General features: G+C 39.8%; 15 protein-coding genes. 1 reads left to right on the top strand and 14 read right to left on the bottom strand.

All coding sequences use genetic code 11. The features are described 5' to 3' along the window. Positions 1-27: 27 nt before the first annotated feature. The 6 genes from accC to pdxA form a co-directional block, all read right to left on the bottom strand. Positions 28-1377, bottom strand: coding sequence for an acetyl-CoA carboxylase biotin carboxylase subunit (gene accC / locus GRFL_RS07250; protein ID WP_083643980.1), 1350 nt, complete (start codon positions 1375-1377; stop codon positions 28-30). A 56-nt stretch (positions 1378-1433) separates the two neighbouring features. Continuing rightward, complete coding sequence (gene accB, locus GRFL_RS07245; protein WP_083643979.1) at positions 1434-1946, bottom strand: acetyl-CoA carboxylase biotin carboxyl carrier protein; 513 nt, start codon at positions 1944-1946, stop codon at positions 1434-1436. 19 nt (positions 1947-1965) lie between these two features. After that, entirely contained in the window at positions 1966-2964 is a 999-nt protein-coding gene (locus GRFL_RS07240) for a beta-ketoacyl-ACP synthase III (protein WP_083643978.1), read from the bottom strand. A gap of 175 nt (positions 2965-3139) precedes the next feature. Beyond that, positions 3140-3337: a 50S ribosomal protein L32 gene (gene rpmF / locus GRFL_RS07235; RefSeq protein ID WP_083643977.1), complete on the bottom strand. Its 198-nt coding sequence runs from the start codon at positions 3335-3337 to the stop codon at positions 3140-3142. A 12-nt stretch (positions 3338-3349) separates the two neighbouring features. Continuing rightward, complete coding sequence (locus GRFL_RS07230; RefSeq protein ID WP_083643976.1) at positions 3350-3883, bottom strand: YceD family protein; 534 nt, start codon at positions 3881-3883, stop codon at positions 3350-3352. A 93-nt stretch (positions 3884-3976) separates the two neighbouring features. Beyond that, on the bottom strand, positions 3977-5023 hold the full coding sequence (pdxA, locus tag GRFL_RS07225) for a 4-hydroxythreonine-4-phosphate dehydrogenase PdxA (protein ID WP_083643975.1): 1047 nt from the start codon (positions 5021-5023) through the stop codon (positions 3977-3979). A 57-nt stretch (positions 5024-5080) separates the two neighbouring features. Here pdxA and GRFL_RS07220 point away from each other — a divergent pair, with 57 nt between their 5' ends. After that, positions 5081-5668, top strand: a complete 588-nt coding sequence (locus GRFL_RS07220; protein ID WP_083643974.1) for a riboflavin synthase — start codon at positions 5081-5083, stop codon at positions 5666-5668. On the opposite strand, the gene GRFL_RS07215 is transcribed toward GRFL_RS07220, so the two are convergent. The 8 genes from GRFL_RS07215 to GRFL_RS07180 all read right to left on the bottom strand — a co-directional run bounded on the left by GRFL_RS07215 (position 5665) and on the right by GRFL_RS07180 (position 16521). Beyond that, entirely contained in the window at positions 5665-5928 is a 264-nt protein-coding gene (locus GRFL_RS07215) for a hypothetical protein (protein ID WP_083643973.1), read from the bottom strand. The genes GRFL_RS07220 and GRFL_RS07215 overlap by 4 nt on opposite strands. A gap of 570 nt (positions 5929-6498) precedes the next feature. After that, complete coding sequence (gene kduI / locus GRFL_RS07210; protein ID WP_236995897.1) at positions 6499-7359, bottom strand: 5-dehydro-4-deoxy-D-glucuronate isomerase; 861 nt, start codon at positions 7357-7359, stop codon at positions 6499-6501. 156 nt (positions 7360-7515) lie between these two features. Next, complete coding sequence (locus GRFL_RS07205; protein WP_086047639.1) at positions 7516-8913, bottom strand: glycoside hydrolase family 28 protein; 1398 nt, start codon at positions 8911-8913, stop codon at positions 7516-7518. Between the two features lie 182 nt (positions 8914-9095). Next, positions 9096-10514 (bottom strand): purine-cytosine permease family protein, encoded by a 1419-nt coding sequence (locus GRFL_RS07200; protein WP_083643971.1) that lies wholly within the window; start codon positions 10512-10514, stop codon positions 9096-9098. 17 nt (positions 10515-10531) lie between these two features. Beyond that, positions 10532-11677 carry an alpha-hydroxy acid oxidase gene (locus GRFL_RS07195; protein ID WP_083643970.1) on the bottom strand — a complete coding sequence of 382 codons (1146 nt, stop codon included), beginning with the start codon at positions 11675-11677 and terminating at the stop codon, positions 10532-10534. 2 nt (positions 11678-11679) lie between these two features. Continuing rightward, entirely contained in the window at positions 11680-13056 is a 1377-nt protein-coding gene (locus tag GRFL_RS07190) for an FGGY-family carbohydrate kinase (protein ID WP_083643969.1), read from the bottom strand. Positions 13057-13067: 11 nt separating this feature from the next. Then, the gene (locus GRFL_RS07185; protein WP_083643968.1) at positions 13068-14348 is read right to left on the bottom strand and encodes a sugar isomerase; all 1281 of its coding nucleotides are present in this window, start codon (positions 14346-14348) and stop codon (positions 13068-13070) included. Between the two features lie 76 nt (positions 14349-14424). Beyond that, the gene (locus GRFL_RS07180) at positions 14425-16521 is read right to left on the bottom strand and encodes a bifunctional aldolase/short-chain dehydrogenase (protein WP_083643967.1); all 2097 of its coding nucleotides are present in this window, start codon (positions 16519-16521) and stop codon (positions 14425-14427) included. Positions 16522-16662 lie beyond the last annotated feature (141 nt).

The raw sequence follows: 16662 nt of genomic DNA, 5'->3' as shown, positions 1-16662 counted from the left end.
CCCGGAAGATTCCGGGGTTTGATAGTATTAAGCTTCTTTGGGCTTCATCTGGAAGTCTTCCATGAACTTCGTAGTATAATTCCCTTCGATATAATCTGGATGATCCATCAGCTGGCGATGGAACGGAATAGTGGTCTGGATCCCTTCGATCACAAACTCGTCCAGAGCTCGTTTCATCTTATTAATGGCTTCCTCCCTGGTTTGAGCGGTCGTGATCAATTTTGCAATCATCGAATCATAGTTCGGCGGAATGATATACCCGCTGTACACATGTGTATCGATCCTTACTCCATGACCTCCCGGTGCATGTAAATTGGTAATTCTGCCGGGAGACGGCCTAAAGTTGTGGTATGGATCTTCCGCATTGATACGACATTCAATAGAGTGCAGTTGCGGGATGTAATTTTTACCAGAGATCGGCACACCTGCGGCTACAAGGATCTGTTCGCGAATCAGGTCATAGTCGATCACCTGCTCGGTAATTGGATGCTCTACCTGGATACGCGTATTCATTTCCATAAAATAGAAATTACGGTGTTTGTCTACCAGGAATTCCACGGTTCCAGCTCCTTCATATTTAATGAATTCCGCAGCTTTTATTGCGGCTTCCCCCATTTTCTTACGAAGACTGTCAGTCATAAATGGTGACGGAGTTTCTTCTGTAAGTTTCTGGTGGCGACGCTGGATCGAACAGTCTCTTTCTGAAAGGTGACAGGCCTTACCGGTGCTGTCTCCAACGACCTGGATCTCGATGTGACGAGGTTCCTCGATCAATTTTTCCATGTACATGCCATCGTTCCCGAAGGAAGCATCTGCCTCTTTTCGAGCCGATTCCCAAGCTGGCTCCAGGTCTTCTTCTTTCCAAACGGCGCGCATTCCCTTACCTCCACCACCGGCGGTGGCTTTCAGCATTACCGGGAAACCTATTTCCTTAGCAACTTTCAGACATTCTTTATAATCTTTCAGAACACCTTCTGAGCCCGGTACACACGGTACTCCGGCGGCACGCATGGTCGCTTTGGCCGTAGCCTTATCTCCCATTTTTGCGATCATATCTGGTGATGCACCAATGAATTTGATCTCATGCTCTGCACAGATCTTTGAAAATTTGGCATTTTCTGAAAGGAACCCGTAACCCGGGTGGATCGCATCTGCGTTGGTAATTTCCGCGGCAGCGATGATATTCGAAATTTTCAGGTAAGAGAGGTTACTGGGAGCTGGGCCAATACAAACCGCTTCGTCAGCAAATCTTACGTGAAGACTTTCGGCATCTGCAGTTGAATATACTGCAACCGTTTTAATCCCCATTTCTTTACAGGTTCTGATCACTCTTAGAGCGATTTCTCCCCTGTTGGCTATCAATATTTTTTTAAACATACCTAATGCTTTTATGCTGCCGGGGAAACCGGCAGGTTTTTAAACGGGTAGTTAGATTAAGAAGGATCTACTAAGAACAATGGCTGGTCGAACTCCACAGGTGAAGAATCGTCTACCAATACTTTTACGATCTTTCCGGAAACTTCACTTTCAATTTCGTTGAAAAGTTTCATGGCTTCGATAACACAAAGTACGTCACCTTCTTTTACCGTTGCTCCAGTCTCTACGAATGCAGGCTTATCTGGAGAAGGTTTTCTATAGAAAGTACCGATGATCGGGGATTTTACAGTGATGTATTTAGAGGTATCTTCTCCGGAAGATTCGCTCTTTTCAGCGCTGCTTTCCTGAGCCTGTGGCGCCGGCGCCGGGGCCTGCTGCTGTGGCTGTACAGGAATTTGCTGTTGGGGCATCTGCCCACCTCCAACAGGAACCTGTTGAACAATTGTTGTTTCTTTTTCGTCTCCACCTGTCTTGATTGTGATCTTTACATCACCGGTTTCCAGCTTTACTTCGCTAGCACCAGACTTGGCAACGAATTTTATCAGATTCTGAATTTCTTTTAAATCCATAATATTTGGTGTTGGTTTTTTATGAGTTATAGGCCCATTTCAGGTACGCGGCTCCCCAAGTGAAGCCACCTCCGAAAGAGGCGAAAATCAGGTTATCTCCCTTTTTAAATTGTTTTTCGTAATCGCTTAACAAGAGTGGTAAAGTTGCTGAAGTAGTGTTTCCATATCTTTCGATATTCATCAGTACTTTCCCCTCATCGTTCAGGTTCATCCTATTCGCCGTAGCATCGATAATGCGTTTATTGGCCTGGTGTGCTACCAGCCAGTTCACATCAGTATTGGTCAGGTTATTGCGAAGCATGATCTGCTCACTCACTCCGGCCATGTTAGATACGGCGAATTTGAAAACCGTTTTACCATCCTGGTGCACATAATGCAACTTCTTGGCGACGGTTTCTTCGGAAGGAGGCATCAATGATCCTCCTGCGGAAATTTTTAAAGATTCCCGGCCAATACTGTCTGACCTTAAAATCTCGTCCTGAAGTCCAAGTCCTTCCGTATTCGGTTCCAGAAGAACCGCACCGGCACCGTCTCCAAAGATGATACAGGTCGTACGATCTGTATAGTCTATGATAGAAGACATCTTATCTGCTCCAATGACCAGCACTTTCTTGTATCGCCCGGATTCAATATAGGCAGCACCTGTAGAAAGTCCATAAAGAAAGCTGCTACACGCAGCTTGCAAATCATAGGAAAAAGCATTGATAGCTCCGATCTGGCTGGCCACATGAACACCGGTAGCAGCTACTGGCATATCTGGTGTGGCAGTAGCCATCACGATCAAATCTATTTCTTCAGGATTGATATCAGCCTTCTGAATCAGGTTTTTTGCTGCTTCGATGGCCAGGAATGAGGTTCCTTTTGTGGGGTCTTTGAGAATTCTTCTCTCTTTAATTCCAGTTCTGGTGGTGATCCATTCATCTGTCGTTTCCACCATTTCTTCCAACATTTCGTTGGTCAACACATCTTCGGGCACATACCCGCCTACAGCTGTAATTGCTGCTGTGATTTTACTCATAAAATAGGATTTAATTCACCCGTAACCGGCCCACAAACATATTCAACATTCATAGTAAATTACTAAAATTAATTCTAACCGGCTTGCAAATTAAGGTCTTTTTAGGACTTAATCAACTTAAAACAAAAAACTCCCACGATGTGAGAGTTTCTCTAGTTTCTATGCGCTTAAGTTATTAAGCTTCAATTTCTTCCGTATTGTCAATCAATACCTGGCCACGGTAGTATAATTTACCTTCATGCCAGTGAGCTCTGTGGTAAAGGTGTGGTTCACCTGTTACAGCATCTACAGCTACCTTAGGAGCCGAAGCTTTGTAATGCGTTCTTCTCTTATCTCTTCTGGTTTTAGAAATTTTTCTCTTTGGATGTGCCATGGCTTCCTGTTATTATTCGTTTAATAAATTTTTTAGTTTATCCCAGCGAGGATCTGTTTCATCCTCATTTTTCTTTTTCTGATTTTTCAAACTAAGCTCTTCCAGCTTATCAAGTACTTCAGATTTCAAGGTGCCGTCTTCTACTCCCGGATGAATTTTCTTCTGCGGAACAGACAACACGACCAGTTCGTAAACGTATTGCTGAATATTCACCTCATATTCACCGTGAGGCAAAATCAGTAAATCTTCATCTTCATTATTGAATTCCTCGCCAAACTTGATCACCAGAAACAATTTGCCATCTATGGGCTGATCGTATGGTTCGTTGGTAAGGTCACAATTCACATTCACAGTTCCTGTTGCCAGAAAAGTAAGCTCCATCATAGTGGTTTTCTTTTCGAACAGCAGGTCGATCTTCACATCGGCACTGTTGAACTCCTCGTACTCAAAATGTTCAAAGAACTCGTTATCTAACTCATACTCAAACTGGTGTTTCCCAAGTTTTAATCCCTTAAAAGGAATTGTGAACTCATCTAAATTCCTCATCGTCATCAGTTTTGAGCACCTTCCGATCCCGGAAAGGCGGGTGCAAAGATATAAAAATTAATCAATTACAAATGAATTATAAACAAAATTTGTTTATATCTTTCTTCCTTGTTTTTTCAAGGGGTTACTGGTTAATTCCTTGTATTCTTCCCGGGCTTTGAAAATTTCCAAGGCCTTGAAAACCGCTTCTTTAAAAGAATTAATATTCGCTTCGTTCTTGCCGGCAATTTCAAAGGCCGTTCCATGATCTGGTGAAGTCCTTACTTTACTCAATCCTGCGGTAAAATTCACTCCTCTCCCGAAGGATAGGGTTTTAAACGGAATAAGTCCCTGGTCGTGGTAGCTGGCCACGACGGCATCAAAATTTTGGTAATTCTTGCTTCCGAAGAAGCTATCAGCCGAATAAGGCCCAAAAACCAGATGCCCCTTATCCCTGATTTTCTGGATGGTGGGCTTCAGAATTTCTTCATCTTCCTTACCAATCACACCATTATCCCCACTGTGAGGATTGATTCCCAAAACGGCAATTTTCGGTTTTTCTACCCTGAAATCCTGCTTTAAAGTCTGCTGAATGATCGCGATCTTATCTTCGATCAGTTCCGGGGTAATGGTATTGGCGATGTCTTTTAAAGCCACATGATCTGTCAGCAATCCAACTTTCAGATTGTCGGTGATCATAAACATAAGGCTCTTGCCATTCAGTTCCCGCGCCAGGTAATCGGTATGCCCGGGAAAATTAAATTTATCTGACTGTATCGTGTGTTTATTGATCGGGGCTGTGACCAGCACATCGATCTCGTCACTCTTTAACGCCTCGGTAGCCGCTTCCAAAGACCGGAAGGCATAATCCCCGATCCTGGTATCTTCTTCTCCAAAATTGACCTTTACATTCTCTTTCCAGACGTTCATGACGTTGATCTTCCCGTCGATCGCCTTCGAAGGTTCGTCGATACCCTGGAAATGCAAGGACAGGTTAAAATGTTTTTTCAGAAAATTGATAGTCTTGGAATTCGCGAAGATCACCGGCGTGCAGAATTCCAGCATCCTTGGATCGTCAAAAGTCTTCAGCACGATCTCACTGCCTATCCCATTCAAATCTCCTATACTTATTCCCAGTTTGATCATTTCAGAATGTTTCATACACTTTCGCGATATAATATTTACATTTACCCACAAATGTAACAATTAAAGAATACAATGTTTACGGGTATTGTTGAAGAAACCGGCAAAATAAGCCGCATCGAAAAGGAGAATGAGAATCTGCATCTTTTTGTGGAAGCTGAAATGACTCCTGAACTAAAAATAGACCAGAGCGTGGCTCACAATGGCGTTTGTTTGACGGTAGTCCATATTTCTGAAAAAGTGTACCAGGTAACCGCTATCAAGGAAACTCTTCAAAAGACCAATCTTGGCGACTTAAAAACCGGAAATGCTGTAAACCTGGAACGCGGCATGAAACTGGGCGCAAGGCTGGATGGGCATATTGTCCAGGGACATGTAGACCAGACGGCGATCTGCAAAAATATCGAAGAAGCTTCAGGAAGCTGGATATTCAGTTTTGAATACGATCCAAAACAGGGAAATGTAACTATTGAAAAGGGCTCGATCACAATAAATGGCGTAAGCCTCACAGTGGTCAATTCAGCCAGGAACAGTTTCCAGGTAGCGATCATTCCTTATACCTATGAGCATACGACATTTAAAAATCTTCGGAAAGGGGATACGGTCAATCTGGAGTTTGATGTGATCGGGAAATATGTCAAGCGACTGACAGAATTAGGTTAACGAAGTTCAAAATTCCGCATTTTATAGCATCCGTACATGACACCTACAGCCATCAGTAAATAAACGTAGTCATCTATGGGCAGACAAAGTCCTACCGGCGGCGGAACACCGGTGCTGCCTCCATCGCCACTGGTCCCCGGATCACATGGCGGATCAGTATGACTCTTCGTGTCTGGAGCCGGCGGGTCCTGACCCCTTACCGCGAAGGAAAGAGATACTGAAAGTAAAAGGATCAAAACTAAATCTCTGTACTTCCTCATGGATGTTTGGTTACTATCGGGCCCCTTCTAGGGCATAAATTTAGAATATTTTACGGATTTCCTCCATCTCACCACCATAAAATTGGGGAAAGCCGGTCATCGGGTGAAATCTGCTCACAATTATATACGAAAATCAAAATAATTTGGTTTTACTAGTTTGTGGGGATTGCAAAACCATAGGGGTAAGTAAATAGTACTACAAATGTATCAATATAATTGACATATATACATTTAAGAAACTAAAAGTTAAGGGGTTAGTGGCTTTTCTTGAAGACAAATCTAAAACCGGATTACCGCTTTATACGTATGTATAGGAAAACTATATATTCAAATGGCAGATTCTAAAATCGAAAACATCGTTAGTGCTGTGTTGATCTCGATCGCATTGATGGCCATTTTATATATCGTGTTCTTCCAGGCGTGAAAAGGTTCTATAAAAAAGCCCGTAAAACTAACACGGGCTTTTCTTAGAATATTAATTCCAACAAGAAATTTACTGCTTTAAATTAGTGGAATAAAGAGAAATAAAACTAGCACCAGCTGCATTAAATTTCACTTCTCCATTTTGAATTATTTCAGTTCGTCAACAGATACTTTATCCATATCTCCATAATCAAGATTCTCCCCGGCCTTACCCCAGATAAAAGTTAAAATGGAGATCCCGGCACCGGCATGTATAGACCATTGGGGCGAGATCACCGCCTGGTGGTTCTGAAGAAAGATATGTCTTGTTTCCTGCGGCTGTCCCATAAAATGACTTACGGTTTGCCCTTCTGCAAGGTCAAAATAGAAATATACCTCCAAACGTCTTTCGTGAGTATGTGGCGGCATGGTATTCCAGATATTTCCTTCCTGAAGTTCGGTCATTCCCATTTGCAACTGGCAGGTATCTATGACCGAATTTACCAGCAGCTTGTTAATGACCCTTTTATTAGAATATTTTGAATCTCCCAGCTCAACAACCTCAGCTTCTTTTTTAGTCACCTTTTTCGTTGGATAGGATTTATGCGCAGGAGCTGAATTGATATAGAAATAAGGTTGTTCATCGGTAGCCTCGAAAACTACATCTTTAGGACCTCTACCTACATATAGAGCTTCCCTGTGGCCTATCTCATATGACTCCCCATCTACGGTAATCTTTCCTTTACCTCCAAAGTTGATCACTCCCAATTCGCGACGGTCTAGAAAATTATCAGCCTTAAGCTCATCGATAGCTTCCAGTTTCAATGATTTTGATACTGGAAAAGCTCCTCCGGGGATGTACCTGTCGTACATGGTATAAGTAAGTGAAATTTGGTCTTTGACAAATAATTCCGGAATAAGAAAATGCTCCCTTAATTCCTCGGTAGTATATCCTTTAACATCCTTAGGGTGATGTGCATATCTAAATTCTGATCGTGTCCTAATTTCTTCTTTTTGGATTGAACGCAATCGATTACACGATTAAAATGATTTTTTTAAATTTTATATTATCACTCCATTTTTATCCAAAAAACTAGATTTTTTGAATTTTTAGAATTAAATAGTTTTAGGCTTATTGAGGTTTAGAATTGAAGAGGTCCAATTTTTAATTAACTTAAACTTTTATTAGTGCTGATATATTGAATCATGAAACTTCACTTTGTACGTATTCATAATTTCTAATTTAGAACCATTATTTATATTTAGGCTTACATTGTTCAGATTCCAGTTTTTACTAAAATTTATCTGGCCAGCTTTTTCTGAGTGTATATGCACATCTTTTAAATTCATATTTTCGACCAAGGAACTGTCTATACCGTTCACATTGATTGCTCTTTTGGCATTTTTCACTTCAATATTGTATAAAGTTATATCCTTAAATTTAGGAATACCCTTAAATGCAGGCTCTACTTTTTTAAGCATAGTCTTCCAGTGTTCGGGAATTTTATTTATATCATACTCTTTTGGCAATTTGGAATAACTATAAGTTGGATTCCAGTTCATTGAAACTTCCATAAATGTACCCACGCTATCCATTTTTATATTTTCAAGATAAATATCTTCAACAGTTCCTCCACGGGTAGTAGCAGATTTAATGTTAAGTCCATTTCTGGCCCCCATTCCCTGAATATTTGAAACATAAACATGACGAATATCCCCGGAAGTTTCACTTCCTATAGTGAATAGACCTGCACCCTGTCTCGCTATACAGTCTCGAATTACCACATATTCAGTAGGCCTGTCAACCCTTAACCCATCCCAATCCCTACCTGCCTTAAGACAGAAATTATCGTCATTACAATCGATATCACAATTTTGTACCAGTATCCATTGAGAAGAATCGATGTCTATGCCATCAGTACTTGGACCATGCCCCCCAATATTATTCCGAATAGTTAATCCATCTACGGTAACATATTCAGAATAAAGCACCTGGACAGTCCAGAATCCTGCTTTTTGAATATTCAGATCTTTTAAAAAGATATTTTTAGAATTAGAAATTAAAAATGTTCTTGGTCTTTGGGCATCATAGTCAACAATCCATCTCAGACCTTTGGGTTCATACTCCCTACGTGATTTCCAGTAATAATCCCAAAAGACCTTCCCCTGGCCGTCAACAATTCCATTTCCACTTATTGTAACATTTTTTTGATCTCGCACATTTATTAAAGCCGCAGGCCATTCCAGTTCTACTCCGGCAACCCGGGTGTCTATTAATGGATAATCTTCTATATTCTCACTCCCCCGGATTTCGACGCCCTTATGAACAATAAAATGAACACCCTCCTTAATAAATATTGAGCCTGTAAGGTATATCCCTGGTTTAAAAGCAACAGTTCCCCCTCCATTTCTAAAACAATCATCTATAGTCTTTTGAATTGCATTTGTTGTAAGAGCGGAACCATCATTTATAGCATTATAATTGTTGACAAAATAGGTACTGTCTTTGAATTTATTTTCTTTAGCACCTACCTTGTCTACCCAGTCGGGCCGAAATCCCTGCCTCTTTTCTTGTGAATTCATGACTACTTTTCCCTTCTGATTATCCTTATCCTTACAGGAAACCACTAAAAAGAAAAAGATTAGAAATATACGATAAGAGACCATGTTATTTATTTTTTCAAATTAAAGTGAGTGTATTCAATACTTTTATATTCTTTTCCTTTCAGTAAAATAATGCCAATGAAATTCATCCATATAAATATTTAGCAATCTACTCTCGCCTGGTAAAACCTACTTAAAACTAAAAATAATGTCCCACAGAGCAACCAGGCTGGTAATGTTAGAAAAGAAAGAAACACGTCGTATTGAATAGATATGTAATAAAATACTCCGAAGCTAATTATCCAGGCCCAAAAAACTGCCAGATTGAATCGCCCTCCTGTTTTTTGTGCATAAAAGGATTGTATCCCTATCTTTTTCCCAAAGAAATATTCAAATACAATTACTGCACCCACTGGAGCCAGTATAAAGCCATATAAGGCTACAAAATCTAATAAACGCATGGCAAATGCTGGAAATAGACCAGCAATAGTTGCTATTCCTCCGGCAATAATAGTGACCCAGAAGGTAGAAGTTTTGGGCAGAATTGCCTGGAATGCTAAACCGGCTCTATATATAGTTGGGTTCGCAGTTGTCCAGCCTGCAAGAATTACCGCTATAATTCCGAAAAATCCAATTGCATTATAGGCTAATGGACCAGGAGCAACGGGCGGAGCCTCACCGTTATTAAGAAAAACAAGAGCTTCAGGAGATTTTAAATAAACCGCATACAAAAGACAAGCTGATATCCATGCAATAAAATGACCAACATACATACCTGCTGCCGTGGTCCAGCCTGTATTTGCTCTTTTAGCAAAACGAAACACTGAAAGATCAGACATACCTATGTGCATAGCAGCATTTGCAAACCAGGACCATAAAAATACATGCCAGAAAGTATATTTAATTTGTCCTGGAAATGGTTCACTTCCACTCCCCCAAATATTCCAGAAATCACTAAAATTATTCACATTCAATTGAAAAAGGGCTACAATTCCACAAACTATGAAAGCCAAAACAATTATAGGAGACATCCAGTTGGCCGCTTTGGCTACCATTGAATAACCTCTAGCAGCAATAACTGAAATAACGGTTCCTATTGAAAGTACTATAACCACCCATGTGACGCCGTTTGGCAATGTATCTGTAAGCTGAGGCATTTCCATATCAAAAGGAATCCCCACCGCTGTTGCAGAGATTGTAATCATTGCCCCAGCTAGAAAACAAAATAGCATCCCATTTGCTAAATTATATATAATAACCAACCGCGTACCGCAGATTTTTTCTAAATGATAATATAAAGTGAATCTAAATTTAGTTCCGATTTCAGCAGTCAAAAATCGCCAGCTTAATACGGCCATAAGATTTCCCAGGATTAGCCCGAAGATCAAATCGAAGGCACTTACCCCGGTAGTAAGGAATAATGGGCCTATAACGAATTCTGTTCCTGCAGCATGCTCTCCTGCATACATACCAAGAAAGCTTTTCCAGCTTTTCCAGTTAGATTCCGGAACAGCCTCTCTCTCAAATTCACCTCCAGAAATTTCTTTTATTGCCACTTCCTCCTGATTATTTAAGGCCATGCTAAGTATTCTTTAAATTAATTCTTGATTAAATATTTGGGTAAATCTTCTACTTTATCACAGCACAATTGGTCCATCACTTGTTGGAATTGTGTTTTCATCATGCTAATGGTATGATCACCTCCCTGATCTCCTAATGCGGCAGCGCCATACATAAAGGACCTCCCCATAAAGGTGAATTTAGCACCGCAAGCAAGTGTACGAGCAATATCAGGACCTGACCTTAAGCCACTATCCATCATGATTTCAATTTTATCATTATATTTTTCAACAATATTTTGAAGAGAATGGATAGTTGATTCACCAGCATCCAGCTGTCGACCTCCGTGATTTGAAACTATAATACCATCAAAACCCATTCTTATCGCGTCTTCGGTGTCCTGTTTTGATGACACCCCCTTCAGCACCAATTTACCTTCCCATTTATCCCTAATGGGTTTTATCAAATCTTCATTCAGGCGGCCAGAAAATGTTTTATCCATAAACTGCCCAAGTTGTTTTAGATTTAAGCCTTCAGGTGTATAAGGTTTCAAATTCTCAAAAGTAGGTTGACCATATTTTAAAGTATTCAAGGCCCAGGTGGGTTTCCCTAGGATTTGTAAAATATTCTTAAACGACATTTTTGGAGGCAATGCAAGCCCATTCCGTATATCTCTTGGTCGATACCCAAAAGTAGGAACATCACATAGTAGTACCAGTACCGGACAACCTGCATCTTTTGCTCTACTTAAAATATCATTTCTTACAGAATTTTCTACGGGATTATATAATTGGAACCAAGCCTGGCCATCAGTAAGTCGGCTTGCTTCTTCAATATCCATGGTAGTTACTGTACTCAAAATAAAAGGGATATTGTGTTTATATGCAGCCGAAGCAAGAATTTGAGGGGAATTTGGCCACATAAGACCTTGAAGTCCTACTGGCGAAATACCAAAAGGAGCATCGAATTCCATTCCCAGAACTTTCGTTTTTGTAGAACTATTTCCATAATTGCGCAAATACCTTGGTTGCAACTGCACCTCTCTAATTTCTCTGGTATTGCGACTAATATTTACGTCTTCATTACAGCCTCCATCCAGATATTCAAAAGCAAATGCTGGTACTCTTTCTTTTGCTCTTTGCCGAAGATCTTCTACAGAAGGATACTTAGAATTAAAGGCCATTGTTAATTAATTATAAATGGAACGTGCTTTTTCAAAGAGTAATTTTTCTTTAAAAATTTAGAATTTAATTTTTTGTCTGAAATAGAAAGTGCGGCACCAAGAGCAGAGCCCAGAGACGATTTCGTGGTTCTTAAAGACATATTCCGCAAGTAGTGAGACAGCAACTGTATGTAGACATTATTATCTGTAAAGCCGCCATCTACGTATAACTTGTAATTGCTGGAGTTGCCCTCTATAGTTTTAATACTTTCAGCCTGAACTTTTACCAGCTCGATCATTAAATGATGATAGGCCTGCTCTACATTATAGTAATTGATTATAGTTTCAGAAGGCATATTCTCAGTTTCAAGACTAAACCACCTGAACATAGGTTCAAAATCTTTGGTTATCTCGTAATAAATATCATAATCGAACAAGATCTTTTTATGAAAATCTTTCGGAACCTGGTAATAATCTGAAAGAAATTCAATTTGCTTTTTGAACTCGTTCCCTAAAAATAACCTGGAAGCTTTTACCGCTTTCCCGTTAATACGCATATAATTTATACACCCTTTTTCAACTTCCAATTTAGACAATTTAGAGTCTGAAAAAGGATTGAAAGAGATGCTCCAGGTTCCAGTGGAAACCAGGATGAAATTTTCCCTGATGCTGCGTACATACGGCAAAAGTGCCGCCGAGCTATCATGAATACCTACACCAATTTTTATTCTTTTGCCATTATAGTTCATATTAAAACTGGTTTCCGTAGAAACAATTGGCGGCAGGATCAAGTGTATGTTTTCTTCATAGATCCAGCTATGGTAATCCCTTTTCTTGTAATCCCACATGGCCGTATGACAACCTATACTGGTATATTCACTTATTGGAATTCCCGTGAAAATATAACTGAGATATTGTGGTAAATGCAGCGAGTATTTAATTTTTTTAAAGATTTCTGGCTGCGTTTGCTTGATCCAGTAAAGTTGCATGCCCGAATTAAGCAATCCTGCTTTAGGCGATCCTGTTAATTCCTCAAAATCCTCTTCAGGACCATATTTTTCATAAAATGATTCTATTACTGAAGCGTCTATATCTTTCGTATAATTGTATAAGGGAGTAAGAATTTCATTATTTTCATCTAAATGCACCAAACTGGCTCCATAAGTAGAAAAATTGATGGCAGAGATATCGTATTTTTCGGTTTCAAGAATATCGTTAAAGACCTTTCTCATCCAGTTTTTTAAGGATTCCAGATCTTCTGTAGGATATCCATCTTCGTCTTTAATTTCATCGATCCTGATATATTCCCTGTGAAGTTCCTGAAACTCTTCATCGAAAAGAAAAAATTTCTTGTTCGTTTTTCCGATATCAAAAACAGCCGTTACCTTTCCCTGACTCATGTTGATTATTTTTATAGACCCGTAGCGATTGTTTTATTTCCTCTTTCCAGAATTAGATTTTTACGCACGTTAAAACTGCGATAAGCTTCCAGAGGATTTAAAGGAGCATCTTGCTTTAATCTTGCTGCCTGAAGTATAACTCTTACATCGAAGCGATAAGCATCCTGCAGAATTTCCTGGCATTTTACCACATCATGAGCCAATTGTGCTTCTCTAAGTTCCTTTTGATCTATAAGCAATGCCTTTGTGTAAGCCAGCAGAATAGCTTCTATAGACTGTAGCAGATCCTCCAGAGGGTCTTTGATGTTATGACTGGCATCTATCATCCACGCCAGTTCGGGATTGTTAGGATTATTCTCCATGCCATAAACCAGTTCATTAAAAATAAGGAAAAGGGCATATGGTTTAATAGATCCTACCGTAACATCATCATCCCCGTATTTGCTATCATTAAAATGAAATCCTCCCAATTTGCCTTTATACATTAACGTAGCTACAATTTGCTCGATATTGGTATTTGGCAAATGATGCCCAAGATCTACAAGAGTATAAGCTTTTTCGCCGCAGGCATTAGCTAGCATCAGGGAAGTTCCCCAATCCTGAATGGTTGTGCTGTAAAAATTAGGTTCGTAGGGTTTATATTCAATGAACATTTTCCAATCTTTTGGAAGAGTATCATAAATACCTTTCAAGCTGGTATGAGTATTATCCAAGGCTCGTTGAAAATTTAACTGACCAGGAAAACTAGCGCCATCGGCCAGCCAGACAGTAAGACTTTTAGAACCCAGCTCTTTCCCTATTTTAATGACCTCACGATTATGCTCTACAGCAAAATCTCTTATTTCCTGATCTGAATTGTTTAAGGAACCAAATTTATAGCTCTTTTTAGCATCTTTCTGATCCTGGAATGTATTAGAATTCATAGCATCGAAAGTGATCTCATTGCCTTTGGCAATTTCCTTGATCGCCTCAATATCCTTCGGGATATCCCAGGGAATATGTAAAGATACAGATCCGGCCGATCTTGTAAGCGCATGTAATATTCCAACATCCTGAAGTTTTTGTTCCAGGGAGGAAGGTTCTCCTCCATAAGAGAAACGTCCAAAACGAGTACCTCCTGCGCCCAAAGCCCAGCTAGGAATTGCCACCTGGAAATCGCTTACTTTCTTTACGATCTCTTCTATATCGATCCCTTTTTTCTCCAGCTTATCGGAAACAAAATCGAATTCATTCTGGAATGAATTCTTATATTTCTTGTTATGATCTGAAATATTATTTTTATCAATTTTCATAAATCAGCTTAAAATCAGGTATTAAAAAGGGATCGCCATTTACTGAAAATCCCTTTTTGAATTTAAAAACAAACTATTATCTTACAAAGGCGTTAGCCATTCCTCCATCAACATTTATGGTGTTTCCCGTACTTTTATCTAAAATTCCAACACATGCAAATACTCCATTAGCAATATCTTCCGGAAGAATAATTTCCTGTAAAAGATTTCTTTTCGCGTAATGCTTTGGAAGGTCTTTAACCTCAATCCCATAAGCTTTAGCGCGACCTTCTGCCCATTCACCTTCCCATATTTTACTTCCCACGATCACTCCATCAGGATTTACCGTGTTTACTCGAATATGATCTGGCCCCAATTCAGCAGCAAGTAAACGTGTCATGTGCTGCTGCGCCGCTTTTGCAGTCCCGTAACCAACATTATTTGGGCCTGCAACCAGTCCGTTCTTACTAGCAATATTAACAATATCACCTCCAAGACCTTGTTGTTTCATGATCTCCACTCCTTTTTGAGCTATCAGGAATTGACCTTTTACTAAAATATCCTGAAGCAAGTCCCAATCTTTCTGGGTCGTATCTTCTAAAGATTTAGAAATGGCCAGTCCTGCCGAGTGCACGATAATATCTACTCCACCAAAAGCCAAGTTAGCTTTTTTATAGGCGGCATCTATAGATTCTGCTTTGGTAACGTCACAAAGTGCTCCATGTACCTGGTCGCGTTTATATGTAGCAACCGCTTCCTTTAAATTATCTTTATTAATATCTGTAAGCACTACATTGGCTCCTTCTGCTACTAGTTTATCTGCTATCGCTTTACCAATTCCTCCTCCAGCTCCAGTAACCAGTGCTACTCTACGGGAAAGAGGTTGTTCTGCCGGCATTCTTTGTAATTTGGCTTCTTCTAAAAGCCAGTATTCAATATCAAAGGCTTCCTGTCTTGGCAATGAGGTATATTCTGTAATCGCTTCAGCACCACGCATCACATTGATCGCATTTACGTAGAACTCGCTGGCCACTCGCGCCGTTTGCTTGTTCTTGGCAAAACTGAACATTCCAACACCAGGATAGATAATGATCACCGGATTTGGATCTCTCATCGCCGGGCTATTATCATGCTTACAATTTTCGTAATAGTCTTTATATTCTTTTCTATATTGTTCGAAATCTGGCCTTAATTTTCCTAAAACATTTTCTGTTTTTGAAATGTCTTCAGAAGTCTCCAGGTTTAAGATAAGAGGCTGGATCTTTGTTCTTAAAAAGTGATCTGGACATGATGTTCCCATGGGCGCAAGCCTTTCCAGGTCGTTACTATTAATAAATTGCAATACAGTATCAGAATCTGTAAAATGACCTATCATTTGGTTTTCTGAAGATACCAAACCGCGCAGTAAAGGCATTAAAATTGCTGCTTTATCTTTTCTTTCTTCAGCAGGAAGACTTTCTAATTTTTTCCCCCCGAAAACCTCTCCATTTTCTTTGATCTTACTAGCTATGTATTCTGAAGCAGTTTCAATCACCTCAAGACTGTTCATATAACATTCGTAAGAAGTATCTCCCCAGGTAAAAAGACCGTGGCTACCCAGTACAATCCCGCGTATTCCAGGATTTTCCTCCAAACATTTTTCCAGTTGTAACCCCAGATCAAAACCAGGTCGTTGCCATGGCACCCAACCCATAGTACCCCCCCATATCTTTTTAGTTACTTTTTCGCTGTCTTTAGCAGCAGCCACCGCGATAAGCGCATCTGGATGTAAGTGGTCTATATGTGCGAAAGGTAAGAGTCCGTGTAAGGGGGTATCTATAGAAGGAGCTTTACTGTTCAGGTCATATATACAGTGGTTAAACAAGCCAACCATTCTATCTTCATCAGTAATTCCCTGATATACGTTCTTAAGATCTCGCAATCTTTTGGTATATAGTCCGGCAATTCCTTCCCTGGTTAAAGTACCGATATCTCCTCCGGAGCCTTTTACCCACATAACCTCAACATCTTCATTGGTTAGCGGATCTTTTTCAGTGGTTTTACAACTCGTGTTTCCTCCTCCAAAATTCGTGATCCTCAAATCTGCACCCAGAATATTGGATCTATATAAAAATAAGGCCACCTGATCATCTCCTAATGAAGCAGCTTTTTGCTCGTCCCATAGATAGTCTACATACTTAAAAGTTTTTTCCATGATAATTTTTAAAGATTAGCATTTTAATCAAATTTAGGTTTAATTGATATAGAGGCTATCCTGTAGTGTACTGTTCAGGGAAAGTTTTGATATTAAGACTTAATCCCTGAAATAATTAATTAATTTTATAAACTTTTAGCA

Source organism: Christiangramia flava JLT2011 (genome assembly GCF_001951155.1).
Lineage (GTDB): Bacteria > Bacteroidota > Bacteroidia > Flavobacteriales > Flavobacteriaceae > Christiangramia > Christiangramia flava.
This window is presented reverse-complemented; position numbering and strand designations above follow the sequence as displayed.

Excerpts from the sequence above, each read along its gene's own strand:
- accC (WP_083643980.1), bottom strand. The coding sequence starts at position 1,377 with ATGTTTAAAAAAATATTGATAGCCAACAGGGGAGAAATCGCTCTAAGA.
- accB (WP_083643979.1), bottom strand. The coding sequence starts at position 1,946 with ATGGATTTAAAAGAAATTCAGAATCTGATAAAATTCGTTGCCAAGTCT.
- GRFL_RS07240 (WP_083643978.1), bottom strand. The coding sequence starts at position 2,964 with ATGAGTAAAATCACAGCAGCAATTACAGCTGTAGGCGGGTATGTGCCC.
- rpmF (WP_083643977.1), bottom strand. The coding sequence starts at position 3,337 with ATGGCACATCCAAAGAGAAAAATTTCTAAAACCAGAAGAGATAAGAGA.
- GRFL_RS07230 (WP_083643976.1), bottom strand. The coding sequence starts at position 3,883 with ATGAGGAATTTAGATGAGTTCACAATTCCTTTTAAGGGATTAAAACTT.
- pdxA (WP_083643975.1), bottom strand. The coding sequence starts at position 5,023 with ATGAAACATTCTGAAATGATCAAACTGGGAATAAGTATAGGAGATTTG.
- GRFL_RS07220 (WP_083643974.1), top strand. The coding sequence starts at position 5,081 with ATGTTTACGGGTATTGTTGAAGAAACCGGCAAAATAAGCCGCATCGAA.
- GRFL_RS07215 (WP_083643973.1), bottom strand. The coding sequence starts at position 5,928 with ATGAGGAAGTACAGAGATTTAGTTTTGATCCTTTTACTTTCAGTATCT.
- GRFL_RS07205 (WP_086047639.1), bottom strand. The coding sequence starts at position 8,913 with ATGAATTCACAAGAAAAGAGGCAGGGATTTCGGCCCGACTGGGTAGAC.
- GRFL_RS07200 (WP_083643971.1), bottom strand. The coding sequence starts at position 10,514 with ATGGCCTTAAATAATCAGGAGGAAGTGGCAATAAAAGAAATTTCTGGA.
- GRFL_RS07195 (WP_083643970.1), bottom strand. The coding sequence starts at position 11,677 with ATGGCCTTTAATTCTAAGTATCCTTCTGTAGAAGATCTTCGGCAAAGA.
- GRFL_RS07190 (WP_083643969.1), bottom strand. The coding sequence starts at position 13,056 with ATGAGTCAGGGAAAGGTAACGGCTGTTTTTGATATCGGAAAAACGAAC.
- GRFL_RS07185 (WP_083643968.1), bottom strand. The coding sequence starts at position 14,348 with ATGAAAATTGATAAAAATAATATTTCAGATCATAACAAGAAATATAAG.
- GRFL_RS07180 (WP_083643967.1), bottom strand. The coding sequence starts at position 16,521 with ATGGAAAAAACTTTTAAGTATGTAGACTATCTATGGGACGAGCAAAAA.